The sequence below is a fragment of the Janthinobacterium sp. BJB304 genome (assembly GCF_002735765.1).
Taxonomy (GTDB): Bacteria; Pseudomonadota; Gammaproteobacteria; order Burkholderiales; family Burkholderiaceae_D; genus Janthinobacterium.
This window is the reverse complement of sequence record NZ_PDZN01000034.1, coordinates 25,503-42,000: the sequence shown is the minus strand read 5'-3', so window position 1 is coordinate 42,000 and position 16,498 is coordinate 25,503. Positions and strand designations below refer to the sequence as shown.

At 63.9% G+C, this 16,498-nt stretch carries 19 protein-coding genes; 10 read left to right on the top strand and 9 right to left on the bottom strand.

Features of this window, described 5'->3' with window-relative positions:
• Positions 1 to 41: 41 nt before the first annotated feature.
• Both CSQ95_RS27680 and CSQ95_RS27675 read right to left on the bottom strand, forming a co-directional pair.
• Positions 42 to 1,028, bottom strand: a complete 987-nt coding sequence (locus tag CSQ95_RS27680; RefSeq protein ID WP_257218254.1) for a diguanylate cyclase — start codon at positions 1,026 to 1,028, stop codon at positions 42 to 44.
• A 90-nt stretch (positions 1,029 to 1,118) separates the two neighbouring features.
• Positions 1,119 to 2,018: a sensor histidine kinase gene (locus tag CSQ95_RS27675; protein ID WP_143450116.1), complete on the bottom strand. Its 900-nt coding sequence runs from the start codon at positions 2,016 to 2,018 to the stop codon at positions 1,119 to 1,121.
• Between the two features lie 289 nt (positions 2,019 to 2,307).
• Between CSQ95_RS27675 and queE the strand changes: the two genes are divergently transcribed.
• The 8 genes from queE to CSQ95_RS27635 all read left to right on the top strand — a co-directional run bounded on the left by queE (position 2,308) and on the right by CSQ95_RS27635 (position 10,991).
• Complete coding sequence (gene queE / locus CSQ95_RS27670; RefSeq protein ID WP_070218406.1) at positions 2,308 to 2,943, top strand: 7-carboxy-7-deazaguanine synthase; 636 nt, start codon at positions 2,308 to 2,310, stop codon at positions 2,941 to 2,943.
• Between the two features lie 9 nt (positions 2,944 to 2,952).
• Positions 2,953 to 3,399: a 6-carboxytetrahydropterin synthase QueD gene (gene queD / locus CSQ95_RS27665; protein ID WP_035819191.1), complete on the top strand. Its 447-nt coding sequence runs from the start codon at positions 2,953 to 2,955 to the stop codon at positions 3,397 to 3,399.
• A complete protein-coding gene (gene tadA, locus CSQ95_RS27660) occupies positions 3,392 to 3,901 on the top strand; it encodes a tRNA adenosine(34) deaminase TadA (protein WP_099411831.1) in 510 nt (169 codons plus the stop codon). Before queD ends, tadA begins: the two co-directional genes overlap by 8 nt.
• A gap of 251 nt (positions 3,902 to 4,152) precedes the next feature.
• Positions 4,153 to 6,516, top strand: a complete 2,364-nt coding sequence (locus CSQ95_RS27655) for a TonB-dependent hemoglobin/transferrin/lactoferrin family receptor (protein ID WP_099411830.1) — start codon at positions 4,153 to 4,155, stop codon at positions 6,514 to 6,516.
• A gap of 62 nt (positions 6,517 to 6,578) precedes the next feature.
• Entirely contained in the window at positions 6,579 to 7,733 is a 1,155-nt protein-coding gene (locus CSQ95_RS27650; protein ID WP_099411829.1) for a hemin-degrading factor, read from the top strand.
• A 194-nt stretch (positions 7,734 to 7,927) separates the two neighbouring features.
• A complete protein-coding gene (locus CSQ95_RS27645; protein ID WP_099411828.1) occupies positions 7,928 to 8,845 on the top strand; it encodes an alpha/beta fold hydrolase in 918 nt (305 codons plus the stop codon).
• 32 nt (positions 8,846 to 8,877) lie between these two features.
• The gene (ldcA, locus tag CSQ95_RS27640; protein WP_099411827.1) at positions 8,878 to 9,795 is read left to right on the top strand and encodes a muramoyltetrapeptide carboxypeptidase; all 918 of its coding nucleotides are present in this window, start codon (positions 8,878 to 8,880) and stop codon (positions 9,793 to 9,795) included.
• Positions 9,796 to 9,830: 35 nt separating this feature from the next.
• Complete coding sequence (locus CSQ95_RS27635; RefSeq protein WP_257218253.1) at positions 9,831 to 10,991, top strand: DUF418 domain-containing protein; 1,161 nt, start codon at positions 9,831 to 9,833, stop codon at positions 10,989 to 10,991.
• A gap of 1 nt (position 10,992) precedes the next feature.
• Here the strand turns inward: CSQ95_RS27635 and CSQ95_RS27630 are convergent, their stop codons facing one another.
• A complete protein-coding gene (locus CSQ95_RS27630; RefSeq protein WP_099411825.1) occupies positions 10,993 to 11,709 on the bottom strand; it encodes an SOS response-associated peptidase in 717 nt (238 codons plus the stop codon).
• 144 nt (positions 11,710 to 11,853) lie between these two features.
• Here CSQ95_RS27630 and CSQ95_RS27625 point away from each other — a divergent pair, with 144 nt between their 5' ends.
• Positions 11,854 to 12,075: a hypothetical protein gene (locus tag CSQ95_RS27625; protein WP_099411824.1), complete on the top strand. Its 222-nt coding sequence runs from the start codon at positions 11,854 to 11,856 to the stop codon at positions 12,073 to 12,075.
• Between the two features lie 7 nt (positions 12,076 to 12,082).
• Here the strand turns inward: CSQ95_RS27625 and CSQ95_RS27620 are convergent, their stop codons facing one another.
• From CSQ95_RS27620 to CSQ95_RS27595, 6 genes are all read right to left on the bottom strand, one after another.
• A complete protein-coding gene (locus CSQ95_RS27620; protein ID WP_099411823.1) occupies positions 12,083 to 12,328 on the bottom strand; it encodes a hypothetical protein in 246 nt (81 codons plus the stop codon).
• 73 nt (positions 12,329 to 12,401) lie between these two features.
• Positions 12,402 to 12,707, bottom strand: coding sequence for a hypothetical protein (locus CSQ95_RS27615; protein WP_099411822.1), 306 nt, complete (start codon positions 12,705 to 12,707; stop codon positions 12,402 to 12,404).
• Positions 12,708 to 12,944: 237 nt separating this feature from the next.
• Positions 12,945 to 13,151 (bottom strand): hypothetical protein, encoded by a 207-nt coding sequence (locus CSQ95_RS27610; protein WP_143450115.1) that lies wholly within the window; start codon positions 13,149 to 13,151, stop codon positions 12,945 to 12,947.
• Between the two features lie 95 nt (positions 13,152 to 13,246).
• Positions 13,247 to 13,816, bottom strand: coding sequence for a manganese efflux pump MntP (mntP, locus tag CSQ95_RS27605; RefSeq protein ID WP_099411820.1), 570 nt, complete (start codon positions 13,814 to 13,816; stop codon positions 13,247 to 13,249).
• 59 nt (positions 13,817 to 13,875) lie between these two features.
• Positions 13,876 to 14,730 carry an undecaprenyl-diphosphate phosphatase gene (locus CSQ95_RS27600; protein WP_099411819.1) on the bottom strand — a complete coding sequence of 285 codons (855 nt, stop codon included), beginning with the start codon at positions 14,728 to 14,730 and terminating at the stop codon, positions 13,876 to 13,878.
• 77 nt (positions 14,731 to 14,807) lie between these two features.
• On the bottom strand, positions 14,808 to 15,428 hold the full coding sequence (locus CSQ95_RS27595; protein WP_099411818.1) for a LysE family translocator: 621 nt from the start codon (positions 15,426 to 15,428) through the stop codon (positions 14,808 to 14,810).
• Between the two features lie 169 nt (positions 15,429 to 15,597).
• Between CSQ95_RS27595 and CSQ95_RS27590 the strand changes: the two genes are divergently transcribed.
• Complete coding sequence (locus CSQ95_RS27590) at positions 15,598 to 16,491, top strand: LysR substrate-binding domain-containing protein (RefSeq protein ID WP_099411817.1); 894 nt, start codon at positions 15,598 to 15,600, stop codon at positions 16,489 to 16,491.
• Positions 16,492 to 16,498 lie beyond the last annotated feature (7 nt).

Genomic DNA, 16,498 nt, shown 5'->3' with positions numbered 1-16,498 from the left:
GCCCCGTCAGGGCAGGCAAGGCGTGCCGCAGGGACAGGTGCTCAGGTCAGCGTCGTTTCCGGCAGGCTGATGCGGTTGCGGCCCAGGTGCTTGGCGCGGTACAGGGCGCAGTCGGCCGTGTGGATCAGTTGTCCCAGTTCCGTGCCGGGGCCGGGCAGGGCCGTGGCGGCGCCGATGCTGACGGTGACGCAGGCGCCGTCGGGACGCTTGCGCGGCAGCTGCAGCCGTTCCACGCGCTGGCGGATGCGTTCGGCCACGATGGCCGCGCCCTTGAGCGACTGGTTCGGCAGGATGACGGCGAACTCTTCGCCGCCGTAGCGGGCCACCATGTCGTTCGTGCGCATTTCGCTGGCCACGGCGCCGGCCACCTTGCGCAGGCACAGGTCGCCGCCCTGGTGGCCGTGGCTGTCGTTATATTCCTTGAAATTGTCGACGTCGACCATCAGCAGCGACAGGGGCTGCTCCTGCCGCTGCGCGCGCTGCCACTCGGCCAGGATGGTGTCGTCAAAGCAACGCCGGTTGGCCAGCCCCGTCAAGCCATCGCGCGTGGCCAGGCGTTCCAGTTCCACCTGCGCGCGTTTTTCATCGGTCATGTCGCGCAGGGTTTCGACCACGGCGATCAGTTCACCGTGATTGCCGTGGATGGGGCTGGCATCGACGGCCAGGTAGCGCCGCCGCCCCGTGCGCGGCATGTCGCACCAGTTTTCCGCGCACAGGTTGCTGCCCGTGCCGCTGCGATATTGCTGCTGGGCATGCAGGGCGCGCATGTCGCCGCCGCGCCCGGACAGCAGCAGGTCGGCCAGGGTGGGGCGCTCGTCGTTGTAAAAGCAGCGGCCCGGCTCGCGCGCGCCCAGCACTTCGGACGCTGGCACGCCCGTCAGCTGCTCGCAGGCGCGGTTCCAGATCATCACCCTGCCATGCACATCGAGTACGAAGGTGGGCACGACCAGTAATTCCATCATCTTGACGGCGAAACCCTGGGCTTCACCATACGGCGATACGCTGGCATGTGCGTGGCTATCCGGCATGAAAGCATCCTTCTTGGGCGTGAGTGGGGGCTGGTTCGTTGGCCATGATGCAGCGTGGCGGGCCGAAGGTGTTGATACTGAGCAATATTTTCAGCGATGGGCCATCGCCTCGTCATGGCGGACCGGCAGCGGCAGCGACAAGCGCAAGGTGGTGCCGGTGCCGCTGCGGCTGTCGATGTGCAGGCTGCCGCCGGCGGCCGCCACGCGCTCATGCATGCCGGACAGGCCGCAACCGAGGCGCGGCGGCGAACCCGACAGCCCTATGCCGTCGTCGCTGATGCGGCACGTCACGGTGGCGCCCGCTTGCTGCAGGCACAGCTGGACATGCGTGGCGCGCGCGTGGCGGGCGATATTGGCCAGCGCTTCCTGCACCACGTGGTACAGCAAGACGCCATGCGCGCGGCCGGCGGCGGCGTCGAGCCGGTAATCGAAACGGCAATCAATGCCCGTGGTGCGCCGGAAGTCGGCCAACAGCTCTTCGCATGCTGCTTGCAGCCCGGCGTCGAGGGCGGGCGGGCGCAAGTCATGGATGACGCAGCGCAGTGCAGCGATGCTGAGGTCGACATTGCGCACGATCACGGCCAGTTGCTGCGCCAGCTGGGGCGCCGTGCCATGCGTGCTGGTCTGAAGCATGGACAGGTCGATCTTCAAGGTCAGCAGATGCTGGCCCAGGTCGTCGTGGATGTCGCGCCCGATGCGCTGGCGCTCTTGTTCGCGCGCCTGCTGCTGCCCGCTGGCCAGGCGCTCCTGCTCGGCGTCCGCGCGCAGCTGTTCCAGCGCCCGCAGGCGCAGCGCCAGGCGGTGCTGGCGCCACAGCATCAGCGCCAGCGCACCGCACAGGATGGAGCAGGCCAGCATCAGGGGCAAGGGCGTGCCGGTCTGCAGTGTCGGGCCGGCGGCGTAGCCGGCGTGCAGGGAAGCGAGTGCGCCGGCCGCCAGGCAAGCCAGAATGCTCAGGCGGTACGGCGGGCGTAGCCAGCGTTGCATCATTTTCTCGCTCCCTAAATGTTTTCCAGCAGGCAATGTTCTTACAGAAAATATATTAACCATGGGTTATTTATATTGTCTAAACGCAAAAGCTGCGCAGTTTTGCCGGCCGCCGTGGCTTTCTTGCTGTCGGATGCCGCGGCGCCAGACGGCGGGCACGGCATTTGCACGGAAAGTGTCGTGGCGGCATATAATAGAGGGTTGTCAATCAGCTTTTGCGGTGACGGTGCGGTGCGCCGGCCTCGATGCGTTCGCCCTGCGCGATGACGCCAGCCAGCTCTTAGGAAATACAGTGACTTATAGCATCAAAGAGATTTTTTACACCCTGCAGGGCGAAGGTGCGCACGCGGGCCGTCCGGCCGTGTTTTGCCGCTTTTCCGGCTGCAACCTGTGGACGGGCCGCGAAAGCGACCGCGCCACGGCCGTGTGCCAGTTCTGCGACACGGATTTCGTCGGCACCGATGGCGAACTGGGCGGCAAGTTCAAGACGCCCGAGGAGCTGGCCGCGCTGATCGACAGCCTGTGGCCGGCCAGCTACGCGCCGAGCAAATACGTGGTGTTTACGGGCGGCGAACCGCTGCTGCAGCTGGACACGGCCCTGATCGACGCCATGCACGCGGTCGGCTTTACCATCGCCATCGAAACCAACGGCACCTTGCCCGTGCCGGCCGGCGTGGACTGGATCTGCGTCAGCCCGAAGATGGGTTCGACACTGGTCGTCCACAAGGGCAATGAGATCAAGGTCGTCATTCCCCAGTTCCAGCAAGACCTGGCCGCCTACGAAGGGCTCGACTTTGAGAACTTCTTCGTGCAGGCGATGGATGGCCCCCTGGCCGCGCACAACATGAAGCTGGCCATCGAGACGTGCAAAAGCAACCCGAAGTGGAAGCTGAGCCTGCAAACCCATAAACTCCTGCAAATACCTTAACAAAACAATATGCTGACTATCACACGCAAGCTCGAATTCGACGCGGGCCACCGCATTCCCGACCACAAAAGCCAGTGCCGCAACCTGCACGGCCACCGCTACACGGTGGAAATCACGCTGGTCGGCAAGGTTATCGAAGCGGAAGGCAATTCCGACAATGGCATGATCATGGATTTTTCCGACGTGAAAACCCTGGCCAAGCAGCATCTGGTCGACGTGTGGGACCATGCCTTCCTCGTCTACGAGAAAGACACGGCCGTGCGCGACTTCCTGGCCAGCCTGCCCGACCATAAAACCGTCGTCATCGACCGCATCCCGACCGTGGAAAACCTGGCGCGCATCGCCTTCGAGATCTTGAAAGCGGCCTTTACCGACCATTTCGGCACGGGCTTGCACCTGCATAAACTGGTGCTGCATGAAACGCCAAATTGCTGGGCAGAAGTGACCGATGACTGAAATGCACGCTGGCGCGCAGGACGCGCGCTACATGCAGCTGGCCCTGGAGCAGGCCCAGCACGCGTGGGACCTGGGTGAAGTGCCCGTCGGCGCCGTCGTCGTCAAGGACGGGGAAGTCATCGCCGTGGGCTACAACCAGCCCATCGGCCGCCACGACCCCACGGCGCACGCGGAAGTGATGGCGCTGCGCGCGGCCGCCGAAAAGCTGGGCAACTACCGCCTGCCCGGCTGCGAGCTGTACGTGACCCTGGAGCCGTGCGTGATGTGTTCGGGCGCCATGCTGCATGCCCGGCTGGCGCGCGTGGTGTACGGTGCGGGCGACCCGAAGACGGGCGCCTGCGGCTCCGTGCTGAACCTGTTCGAACAGCCCGCGCTGAACCACCAGACGGCGATCGTTGGCGGGGTGCTGGCCGACGAGTGCGGCGCTTTTCTCAAGCGTTTCTTTGCCGAGCGCCGCCGTGCGCAGGCGGAGGCGCGCAAGCTGGCCAATCCGGCTACCTGACGCCGGGCAGGGCCGCCATGGCTTTGCCAGAATGCCATCCATGCCTTGTCAGTCATCCCTTGCCAGCCATCCGGCTGGCATTTTTATAATTGTTGCGAAATAACATCTGTCTAGACCACTTTGTCATTCTCAAATGAGAATGATTCGTGTTACAGTATTGTTTTCGCCAGCAAACTTTCCTTATGCATCGTTAACACTTTCGTTATCGATCCGGGTTCAAGAGCCAGCCTCCACTCTTAAACCGGACCATCATGACTACTGTGCTTCCGCAGCGCACCGCTGCACCCGTCGTATTCTCAGCTCATCTGCCTGCCCGCCGCCATAACCTGGTGCTGCGCGCCGCCTTGCTGGGCTTGTTCGCGGCGCCGATGCTGCCTGCTCTCGCGCAGACGGCCGCCATCAATGCGGGCACGGCCGCTCAGGAGCCGGCCAAGTTGCCTGTCTTCCCGGAAATCGTCGTCAACGCCAAGCAGGACTATGAACGCCGCGCCGGCACCAAGACGGTCGTCACGGCGGACGACCTGGAGCGCCGCAATGTCACCGAGATGGGCGGCATCGTGCGCTATTTGCCCTTGATCAGTGCGCCGGCGGCGGCCTCGGGCAGCGGCAGCGTGTGGGACGGCTCCGGCAATACCGGTTACAACATCCGCGGCCTGGAAGGCAACCGGGTCAGCCTGGAACTCGACGGCATCTCGCTGCCCGACGCGGCGCCCAAGCCGGACGGAAACACCCTCAACGCTTTCGCCACGGGCCGTGATTATTTTGATCCGGAAACCTTCCGCGAAGTGCGCATCGATTCGGGCACGACGGCGGCCAGCGGCGCCAATCCCGGCCTGGGCGGCGGCGTGGCCTTCATCACCAAGTCGCCCGAGGATTACCTGGGCGAAGGGCAAGACCATTACGTGGCCTATAAATACGGCCGCGCCACGGCCGACCGCAGCAATGCACACACGCTGACGGGCGCCGCCAAAATCGGCGCCAATCTGCAGGGCCTGGCCGTCTACGTGCACCGCGATGGCGAGCAGATGGACAGCCGCGGTACCACGCCCGTCAACCCGGACGACTGGCATTCGAACGCCTTGCTGTCCAAGCTCGTGTGGACCTTGCCTGGCGAACAGAAGCTGGACTTGACGGTCGACATGTTCGAGCGCAAGAACAAGCGCGACCTGCGTAGCAAGGTCAGCACGTATTATCCGACGGGCGTGCAGCAGGATTCCACTACCAAGCGCACGCGCGTGAGCCTGGGCCACGACGTGGTGCTCAAGGATTTTGCCCTGTTCGACCGCCTGACGTCGAAAGTGTATCTGCAGAACGCGAAAACCGAGGACAAGACGCAAGGCCTCTACACGTTTGGCAGTCCGGCCCGGCGCTCGATCGATACCAATTTCAAGAATGACAGCATCGGCGTCACGTCGGAAGCGTTCAAGCAGCTCAATGCGGACAACGCGCTGCTGTACGGCGTGCAGCTGGAACAGCTGAAAACGCGCCGTCCGTGGCGCGAAGACCGCGTCATCGTCGCCACGGGCCAGCATCAGGTCACCAACAAGAACCGCATGGCCGACATGGACACGAGCAAACTGGCCCTGTATGTGCGCGACGATCTCAGTTTCAATCTGGCGGGCAAGAAAGCCGTGCTGACGCCGGGCTTGCGTGCCGATTACCGCAAGAACGAACCGAAAAACCTGCAAACCTATGCGATTGCCGTGCCGAACGCGGCCAAGGAAGTGCGCGAAGAGAGCGACACCTATTTCACGCCCAGCCTGAGCCTGTCCGTGGAAGTCTTGCCGCAGATGAACGCCTACGCCACTTTCACGCGAGGCACGCGCCTGCCGACGGCGGCCGAGCGCACGGGCACCTACGACTCGTTCAGCTATACGGGCACGGGGCAGGGCTATGCCGTGCTGGGCAATGCTAACTTGCGCAAGGAAACGAGCAAGGCGTATGAACTGGGCCTGAAGGGCGACGTCACCAGGGGCTTGAGCATGCACGCGTCCGTCTACCAGACGGAATACACGGACATGATCGACTACGTGATGCAAAAAGATGATCCGGTGAACTACCCGACCATCACGCGCGGCCTGTTCCGCCCGGAAAACATCGGCAATGCGCGCACCTGGGGCGCCGAGCTGACCTTGCGCGCCGAGCTGGGCGCCTGGGCGCCGGCCATGCAGGGCTACCACGTGGACCTGGCGACCGGCGTGGCCAAGGGCCGCTCCTTCAATACCCAGACGGGCGAGAGCGGCGGCCTGAACTCGGTGGCGCCGGCCAAGTCGGCCTTGACCTTCGGCTACGACCATGCGAACCAGTTGTTCGGCCTGGCGCTGACGGCCGTGCATGCGGGCGCCAAGCAGGCGCCGGAAAACCTGCTGATCGGCGATGCCGGCCCGCTGTTTACCGTGCCGTCGTACACCATCTTCGACCTGTCGACGTACTGGAACGTGCACAAGAACGCGAAGATCGTCGTCGGCGTGTACAACTTGACGGATCGCAAGTATTGGGACTACGCCGCCTCGCGCAGCCTGGCCGCCGGCACCACGGCCGCCAGCCGCGCCGAGATCGAGCGCTACGCCAAACCGGGCCGCAACGTCGCAGCCAGCCTCAGCGTCAATTTCTAAATTTTTACCGGGGAGGGGCGCCTGCCCCTCTTATTTTCCATGTTTGATTGAATGGTCTCTCTATGAAGTTATCCAAACTCGTTCTATCCCTGCTAGGCAGCCTGCTGATTGCAAACGCATATGCGGCCCCAGCCACCCTGGCGGAACGCTGGTCCACCTTGCGCACGGAACAGCCGAAGCTGCAGATCCGCGACGCGGCGCGCGCGCTGGGTGTGTCGGAAGCGCAATTGCTGGCAACCAACATCGGCAAGGGCGTAACGCGCCTGCAGGCGGACGGCAACCAGCCGCGCGAAATCATGCGCGCCGCGCTGGACCTGGGCGTCGTGCAAGCGATCACGCGCAATGAAAACGGCGTCATCGAAACGACGGGCGTCGCCAGCAAGTTCAAGCAGGCGGGCGACAAGTCCGAGCAGGCCGACGCCAAGGACCCGGAAACGGAAGCGCGCCAGCGCAATATCGCGGGCGGCTACCTGGGCGGCCAGATCGACCTGCGTTTCCACTTTGAAAACTGGAAATACGCATTTGCCGTGGAACAGCCTGGCCGCGATGGCAAGCCGACGCGCAGCCTGCAATTTTTTGACGCCAACGGCACGGCCGTGCACAAAATCTACCTGCGCAACGAGCCTGGCGTGGCCGTCTACGATAAATTGGTGGCCACCTTCCGTGCGCCGCAGCAAAGCGCCGAACTGAACGTGCTGGCCGTGGCGCCGAAGGCGGCGGAAAAGCCGGACAGCGAGATCGACGTCAAGGAATTCCATCTGGCCTGGAAAGACATGACGGACGTGCACCAGTTTGCGCAAATCATGCGCGAATTCCACCTGACGCGCGAGCAGGCGCTGCGCCTGGCGCCGGCCGGCGTGGTCGAGCGCGTGACGCCGCAAGCGCTGCGCACCCTGCTGGAAAACGCGGCCAAGGACAAGGTCGCCATCATGGTCTTCCTGGGTAATGAAGGTTTGACGCAGATCTACAGCGGCAAGATCGAAAAAACCATGGCGGCCGGCGGCTTCTTCAATGTGCTGGACCCGGACTTCAACCTGCACATCCGCGACACGGCCCTGCGCAGCGGCTGGGTCGTCAAGCGCGGCGGCGTCACGTCCGTCGAATTCTTCGACAACGACGGCACGCAAGTGGTCTCGTTCTTCGGCGTGCGCGAGCGGGGCAAGCCGCAGCCGCAAGCGTGGGTGGACCTGGCCGATAGTCTGCCAAAGGCAAAATAAGGTTTTTGCAAGTTGATGAGTATCAGCACGTGACAGAACCGCAGCGATACGCCGTAGCTGATGTCATGTGCGACCAGAGCAACACTTCAGCTGGGTGCCGCGTGCCGGTCTCATGTCTGAAGCACAATAGTGGTATGCTGATTGCAAGGCCGCAGCGATCGTGCCTGCGTGCTGGTTCCTGAAGAGAGGCAATCATGGCAACCATCATGGCGAACGGCCTCAACATAGCTTATGAAAGCCACGGCAACCCGGATGATCCGTGCGTGCTGCTGGTCATGGGCCTGGGCATGCAACTGATTGCCTGGCCGGCGGACTTCGTCGAAGGCATCGTCGAACAAGGTTTTCGCGTCGTACGTTTCGATAACCGCGACAGCGGCCTGTCGAGCAAGATGGCGCAGGCGGGCAAACCGTATCTGCCGCTGGCCTACGTGAAAAACCTGCTGGGCTGGCCACTGAAAACTTCCTACACCTTGAATGACATGGCGGACGACGCGCTGGGCTTGCTGGCGGCTCTGCGCATTGCCCAGGCGCATGTAATCGGCGTGTCGATGGGCGGCATGATCGCGCAAGTGATGGCGGCGCGCGCGCCGCTGCAAGTGCTCAGTTTGACTTCCATCATGTCGAGCAGCGGCCGGCGCGGCTTGCCCGGCCCCACGCGGGCGGCACGCAATGCCCTGTTGCAACGCCCGAAACGCAATGCCAGCCGCGCCGAACTGATGGCGCACATGGCGGCCACCGTGCGCGTCATCGGCAGTCCCGCCTATCCCGTGTCGGAAAAATTGCTGTACCAGCGCATCGAAGCGGCGTTGCAGCGCGGCAGCTGCCCGGAAGGCGTGGCGCGGCAAATGGTGGCCATTGCCGCCTCGGGCGAGCGCACGGCTTTGCTGCCCAACATCAGCTGCCCGGCGCTGGTGATCCATGGCGCGGCCGATCCCCTGATCCCCGTCGCCTGCGGCATCGATACGGCGGCGCTGATTCCGGGCGCCACGCTCGAAGTGATCGAAGGCATGGGGCACGACATGCCGCCCCAGCTGATCGAGCGCCTGCTCGCCTTGATCGATGTGCATCTGCAAGGTAAGATGGCGCCCCAGATGCGCTCCCAGCCAGCCTAGGCGCGCCCACCACTTTTGAAGGCACGGGCATTTTGAAGACACCTGAAATTGGCATCGCCATCGTGGCGCCGGGCGGTTGCGCGCCCGATGACGCGGCCGTGGCGCGCGGCATCGCCCGCCTGCAGGCGCAAGGCGCCACCGTCCACACGTACTACGACCCCGCACACAGCTTCCAGCGCTTCGGCGGCACGGATGCGGGCCGCCTGGCGCAGCTGAACACGGCGGCAAGCGACCCGGACGTGCAAGTGGTGCTCGCCTTGCGCGGCAGCTACGGCATCAGCCGCATCCTGCCCGACATCGATTTCGACCGCATGGCCGCCAGCCGCAAGCTGTTCGTCGGCTACAGCGATTTTACTGCCTTCCACATGGGCTTGATGGCGAAAACGGGCCGCGCCAGCTTTGCCGGCCCCATGATCTGCGATGATTTTACGCGCGACGAGCCCGAGCAATTTACGCTCGATCAACTGTGGTCGTGCCTGACGGGTCCAACGCACACGGTCACGGGCGCGTCCGTTGGCAATCCGCAGGTTGATGTGGCGGGGAAATTGTGGGGCGGCAATCTGGCCATGCTGGTCCACCTGCTCGGCACGCCGTATTTCCCCGAGATCGACGGCGGCATTTTGTTCCTGGAAGACGTCAACGAGCACCCGTACCGGGTCGAGCGCATGCTGCTGCAATTGCTGCACGCGGGCGTGTTCGAACGCCAGCATGCGGTCGTGCTCGGTGACTTTTCCGCCTATAAATTGAGTCCGATGGACAAGGGCTACGATTTCGACGTCATGCTGGCCTACGTGCGCGAGCGCCTGCCCGTGCCCGTGCTGACGGGGCTCGAATTCGGCCACATCCGCCGGCGGGTCACCTTGCCGTTCGGCGGCCAGGCGCGGCTGCAATCGGATGCGTCCGGTTTCAGCCTGCAGGTAAACGATTACCCGACCCTGGCGCGCCCCTGAACTCCCTGAACGCTATTCACGCCAAACCCGGCAGGTTGCTGCAGCTCGACGTGCTGCGCGGCATCGCCGTGTTTGGCATCTTACTGGTAAATATCTGGGGCTTTGCCTGGGGCACGCTGTCCTTGCGCTACGGCACCTTGCCGGCGCAGCCGCCCGTGCTGGACCAGCTCGTCATTTTCGGCGTGGCGGCGCTGGCGCAATTCAAGTTCTACCCCATCTTCGCCTTCTTGTTCGGTGCCGGATTTGCCCTGCAAACACGTTCACTGAAACGCCAGCTGGGCGGCTGGGAAGCGGCGCAAGCGGCGTATAAACGCCGGCTGCGCTGGCTGCTCGTGTTCGGCCTGCTGCACGGTTTTCTTGTCTGGAGCGGCGACGTGCTGACCTCGTATGCTGTCGCCGGCATGCTGATTCTGCCGCTGGCAGCGGCTAAACTGAGCGGCATACGCAACCGCGCCTGGCTGGTGGCGGCCGGTTTTCTGCTCTTCATGTGTTTGCTCATTCCTGTGGGCCAGCAGGGCGGCGCGCCGGATACGGCGCAGGATTTGCAAAACTTCGCCGCCCGCTACGCGACCTACACGCAAGGCAGTGTGTGGGCCGTGGCCAGGCTGCGCGCCAACGATTTCCTCGTCTCCTTGCTGTACGCTGGCGTCATGCTGCCGCACATCATCGTGCTGTTCCTGCTGGGCATTTTGTCCGTGCGCTGCGGCTGGTTGACGCAGCCGTGGCGCCACGAGCGCCTGTGGCGCCGCGTGCGCGCCGTGGGGCTGGGCGTGGGCTTGCCATTCAACCTGCTGGCGGCGGGGGCCGTCGCGTGGCAGGTGGCCGATCCGTATCAAACCGTGTTTGATACGGCCCTGTTCGAAGTGGGCCTGTTTGCCGGCGGTCCCGTGCTGGCGGCCGGTTATGTGGCGGTGCTGATGCTGGCCGGTCCCTTCCTGCTGCGCTGGCTCGGTGCATGGCTGGCGCCCGTGGGACGCATGGCGCTGAGCAATTATCTGCTGCAATCCTTGCTCGGCACCTGGCTGCTGCAGGGGCCGGGCCTGGGCTGGGGCGCCACACTGCGTCCCGCCGAGATGCTGGGCCTGGCGGTCATCATCATGGCGGGGCAGGTGCTGCTCAGCCACTATTGGCTGCGGCACTTCCGCCAGGGGCCGATGGAAGCGCTGTGGCGCCGGCTGGCGCGCTTGCCTGGCTGAGTTAGTCGCTGCCCCAGTCGAAGGCGCCTTGCGGCGACGCCGGCGGTGGTGCCTTGGCCTTGGCGGACGGCACGAGGGGATTATCGACGGCATGCCACTCGAACAGCTCCACGTCGAGCATGCAGGTGCGCGCCAGGTGCAGCGCTTGCTCGGACGTCAGTGCGGGGGCTAGCCAGCGGTGCGCGTCTTCCAGGCTGACGGCGACGGGGCGGCGGTCGTGGATATCGACCATGCCGCCCAGGCTGTCGGCCGTCACCAGCACGAAACCCGCTTCTTCCCGGTTGAATTTGTACGGCCCGAACTGGGCCAGCGCCAGCAGAAACAGCGGCGCGCGGTCCTTGCGGTGGATGTGCCACGGCTGCTTGCTGCCTTTTTCACCCGTCCATTCATACCAGCCATCGACGCAGACGATGCCGCGCCCCGCGCGCAGCAAGGGTTTCCAGTAGGCACTTGCCAATTTTTCCAGCCGGGCATTGATGGCGATGAGGATCTTTTTCTTGCCGGGGGCGGGCACGGCTTGCGCGGCCCAGGCGGGGCGGTAGCCCCAGAAGACATCGTCGACCCGCTGCACACCATCCTGGATATGCAGCACGGGCCGGTACGTGCCGGGCGACACGTTCAGGTGCGGTTCGGCCTCGCTGTCGAACACCGCGTCGGTCCAGCCGAACGATGACGCCAGCACGCGCGCCGTGTCATTTTGATCGAATCGTCCACACATGCCGAAATCATACCCGATCGCCTGGTGCCACGAGCGCGGCGCGCGCCCTTTTCGTGAGTGTGGTCAAACGTACAGACTTGGGCGGCCGCAAGGCGCACAGTGGAACCCAGTCAGATCCCTGACGCTTCTTGCATCGGAGGAATTATGCCTTTTGAAAATCCCACCATCCACAAAGGTTTTACCATCAGTGCCACGGCCAGCCAGCGCCGTGATGGCCGCTGGGTCGGCTCATATGTCAGCCAGAACCAGGCGTGCGGCGCGTATGCGGACACCTGCGATTACGACGATTGCAGCAATGAAAAAGAAGCGCAGCAAGTGGCCTTGTCGGTAGGCTGGCGCCTGGCCGATGGAGTGCCTGCACGCTGAAACGGCCTTAGCGCTTGCCTCGCAGGGCCAGCAGCAAGCCGGCGAGCGGCAGCAGCAGCGCGGCGCCCAGCCGTACGGAGGTCCGCGACGCGACCTCCACGCCCAGCACATGGGGCAAGGCCAGCAGCAACAGGGGCGCGGGTACGGCGATCGCAAAGAAAAACAGGTACCACGAGTAGCCATTCTTCTTGGCCAGCAAGGCGATCAGCGCGCAGCCGACCAGGAAGACGAGCGGTAAATTCACAAATTCCATGGTGTTGATTTTTCATCCGGGAAAGCGCGTCATTATACGCGCCACCCTGGATGGCCGGATGCGCTTGCCGGCGTCAGTTGCCGACGAAATCCGGCGGCTGCGGCGCCTGTTTTCCGGCCATCGGCCCATCGGCCGGCAGCAGCGCCTTGATGGCGCCGTTATAGATGAGTTCCTGGGCATACGCCGATGCCTCGATCAAGGCCGCATGCACGGACTTGAAACTGCTCGGCGTTTCTATCAGCACGGGCTTGGGGTACACCTGCAGGGTATCGCCGCGCTTGCTGATCAAAATCATGCCCCGGTAGCGCCCATCCTTCTCCAGCGCCCCCGCCACATGAAATTCATAGCCCCGGATCTGGTGTTTTTGTTGCTGATCCATGTTTGCCGCCTCCAGACCTGATTGTCATGGGCCTGACCATGCCACGCGTATCGAACGGCAGAGTGTTTGATCTCGATCAATGCCCCAATTCTTGACCACGATCCAACGCACGTCACGACGGCTGGCAAAATCGAAGCGAGCGGCGCCGATTTGTGGCTAAGAAGCGCAACCGCACATAAGTACGGTGAGCATCGCAGGCCGCAAAGCGCCCCGCGCAGCCGATTTGGCCAGCCGTCATCAGCCAGCGCGAATGGCGCGGATCTGTTGGGCTGTTTCCTCGATCTCGCGATACGCTTCCTGAATATAGCCATTGACCGGGTGCCCGTCCATCCACTCGAAATACGCGCGCTCGTCGTGTTTGATGGCAAAAGGGACGTGGTGGTCGCGTATCGACTCGGCCGTTTCGCGTACCATCGAGGCAAAAATCAGCTCCAGAGTTTCCATGGTGGTCACCTTGCGAGACAGGGATGCAGAGTAATGAATGTAGCACAAAGCGCGCTGCCGGCCACGCCGGCGCTTGTGCCGTGCGCGGCCAGGCTTCAGGCCGGGTGGCCGATATGCTCGTACAAAATGACGCAGCCAATGACGATCAGCACGAGGCCGCCCACCAGTTCGGCGCGCCGCCCGGCGATGGTGCCGAGCACGCGGCCCAGCATCACGCCCAGGGTGACCATGACGAAGGTGGAAAAGCCGATGGCGGCCGCCGTGACGACGATATTGGCGCCCAGCAAGGCCAGGCCCGCACCCACGACCATGGCATCGATGCTGGTCGCCAGGCCCGTGACGGCCAGCACCCAGAACGAGTGCGATTGCGCGGGGGCTTCTTCCTCGTCCGCGTCGGACAGGGCATTGCGTATCATCAACAGGCCGATGATGCCCAGCAGGCTGAAGGCGATCCAGTGATCCCACGCTTCCACGTACGGCGCGGCCACGCTGCCCAGGGCCCAGCCGATGATGGGCGTGATCGCCTCGATGACGCCGAAGATCAGCCCCGTGCGCAGCGCCTCGCGCCATTGCGGCTTGTGCAGGGCTGCGCCCTTGCCGACGGCAGCCGCGAAGGCATCGGTGGACATGGCAAGGGAGAGGGCGGCGGTGGCGGCGAAATTCATCGTTGGCTTTCAGTAAAACCTGGCTGGGATGGTAGTGACAAACTATAAACCCGGCGATTTTACCCTACGTACAGCACGACTAACGAGGCCAGCAGGCAATAGGCGCCAAAGAAATACCAGCGGCCCTGTTCCAGCCAGCGCGACAGCCAGCGCAAGGCAAGCAAGCCGGCCAGGAACGACAGCAGCATGCCCAGCAGGCTGGGGCCGAGCAGGTGCAGCAGGCTGTTGCCGTGTTCCAGATGCTCCAGGCTGCCATTTGCCACGGCCTGGTAGAAGCGCCAGCCTTCCTTGGCCAGCACGGCCGGCGTCAGCACGACGGCGAGGGCAAAGCTGAATTCCTCGGCGCGGCGCTGCGGCACGCCCATGGCGATGCCGGCCGAAATGGTGGCGCCCGAGCGGGAAAAGCCGCGGAAGGGCAGGCACAGGCCTTGCACGGCGCCGATCACCATCGCCTTGCCGATGGATAAGGTGCCATGCTGGCGCGCTTGCAGGCGCGACGACACAATGATCAGCACGCCGGCGGCGGCCAGCGCGGCAGCCATCAGTTTGGCGTTGCCGAACAAGTGCTCGATTTCAAAGCCGGGTGCATCCTTGCGCATGAAGTGGGTGATGCCCTTGAGCAAGCCGAAGCCGACGATGCCCGTCAGGGCCGTGGCGGCCGCGAGCAGGAGCACATTGCTGCGCAAGGCGCTGGCCGAACTGAAATACGTGGCGCGCCAGGATGCCCAGAAATACACGATGACGGCGAACATGGTGCCGGTGTGCAGCATCACGAGCAGCATGGTCAGTTCGGGCGACGTGGGGTCCAGCCCCATCCATTTTTCCGCCATGATGACGTGGGCGGAGCTGGACACGGGCAGCAGCTCGGCGAAGCCCTGGACGATGGAAAGGATAAATAATTGCAAAAAGCTCATGGCGTACGGGACTCAGGCGGGAAAAGCAGGGCCGCCGATTTTACCCGCCGTAGCGTGTGCCTGAGCCGTGCGCGCCATTACAGTTTGTCCATGTTGGCGCAAGCGAGCAGCACGCCGAGGGCCATCAGCAGCGTGCCGATCAGCCGGTCGATGGTTCGCTGGTGCTTGATCATGCGCAAACGAAAGTTAGCTTGCGAGAAAAAGATGGCCACCAGGGCAAACCACGTGAGGTGGATGGCGGACATGCACAGCCCGTAGCCGAACTGCACACTCAATGGCGTGCCGGGCTGCACCACCTGAGTGTAGGTGCTGATGACGAACAAGGTGGTTTTCGGGTTCAGGGCATTCGTCAGCAAGCCGTTGAGCAAAATTTTATGCCGGGGCACGCGGGTGCCGCCATGCAGGTCGATGACGAGGCCCGCGCGGTTGCTCCAGGTCTTCCAGCCGATCACGATCAGGTACACGGCGCCCACGGTCTTGATCACCGTAAACAAGGCCGGTGAGCTGGCGATAATCAGGCCCACGCCAAACATCGTATAGAACACGTGCACTTGGACGCCCAGCGCGATGCCGAGCGCGGCCAGCAAGCCCGCGCGGCGTCCATGCAGATAGCTGTTGCGCGTGACCATCGCGAAATCGGGGCCGGGGACGATGGCGGCCAGCAGGGTAATCAATGCAACGGCAAGCAATGCAATCATGTGTCTTCCTTGGGGAGTGGCGGCCGCATGGCGATCAGTGAGTATTCATCGCCTGTATGGGCAAGAACCTGTGCCCGTGCCGGTGGCCGGAAGATGCATTATCAAGCTACTGGCGGCCGATGAAAAACGATGATATCTTGCCGATATGTGTGAGAAAAAGTGACATATCATGACCGGACAGACAGCACTCGGCAGTTTGCGTTTCTTCGAGGCGGCGGCCAGGCTGGGCAGTTTTGTCCAGGCGGCGGACGAGCTGCACGTGACGCACGGGGCGGTCAGCCGGCAAATTCGCCTGCTGGAAACGTCGCTGGGCACGGCCCTGTTTGAACGCCGCAACCGGGGCGTTTTCCTGACCGCGCCGGGCGCGCAGTTGCGCGATGCCGTCCAGCAGGCGTTCGAACGGCTCGACGCCGCCCTCGATGCGGTGCGCCAGCCGGCGCGCCCGGCGCCGCTGGTGGTGTCATGCGAGCCGACGATCGCGATGAAATGGCTGATTCCGCGCCTCGGCGATTTTTACCAGCGTCATCCCGACGTACCGCTGCACCTGTTCGCCTCGGGCGGGCCGGTGGCGTTCCAGCGCGATGCGGTGGACGTGGCGCTGCGCCGCAACGATTTTGCGTGGGATGGGGGATTGCATGTGGAAAAGGTGTGCGACGAATGGATCGCGCCCGTGTGCGCGCCGGCCCTGATGCGGCAAGGCCGGCTGGACCTGTCCGTGCAACGCCTGCTGCACACGGCGTCGCGCCCGGCCGCCTGGGCGCACTGGCGCGCCGCCGGCACGGACGACGGCAGTAGTTGCCACGGCCACGGCGACAGCCAGACCTACGAGCATTTCTATCTGAGTCTGCAAGCCGCTTGCGCCGGCCTGGGCGTGGCGATCGGCTCCGTCTTCATGGCGCGCGAAGACCTCGACAGCGGGCGTCTCGTCGCGCCGCTGGGTTTCCGGCGCGACGGCAGCGGCTATTTCCTGCTGTCGCCGCTGCCGTTCGACGGCGATGCGCGCCGCACCGCCTTGCTGCGCTGGCTGCGCGAGCAGATGGGGCAGGCGCTGCCGATGGCGTAGCCGTGTC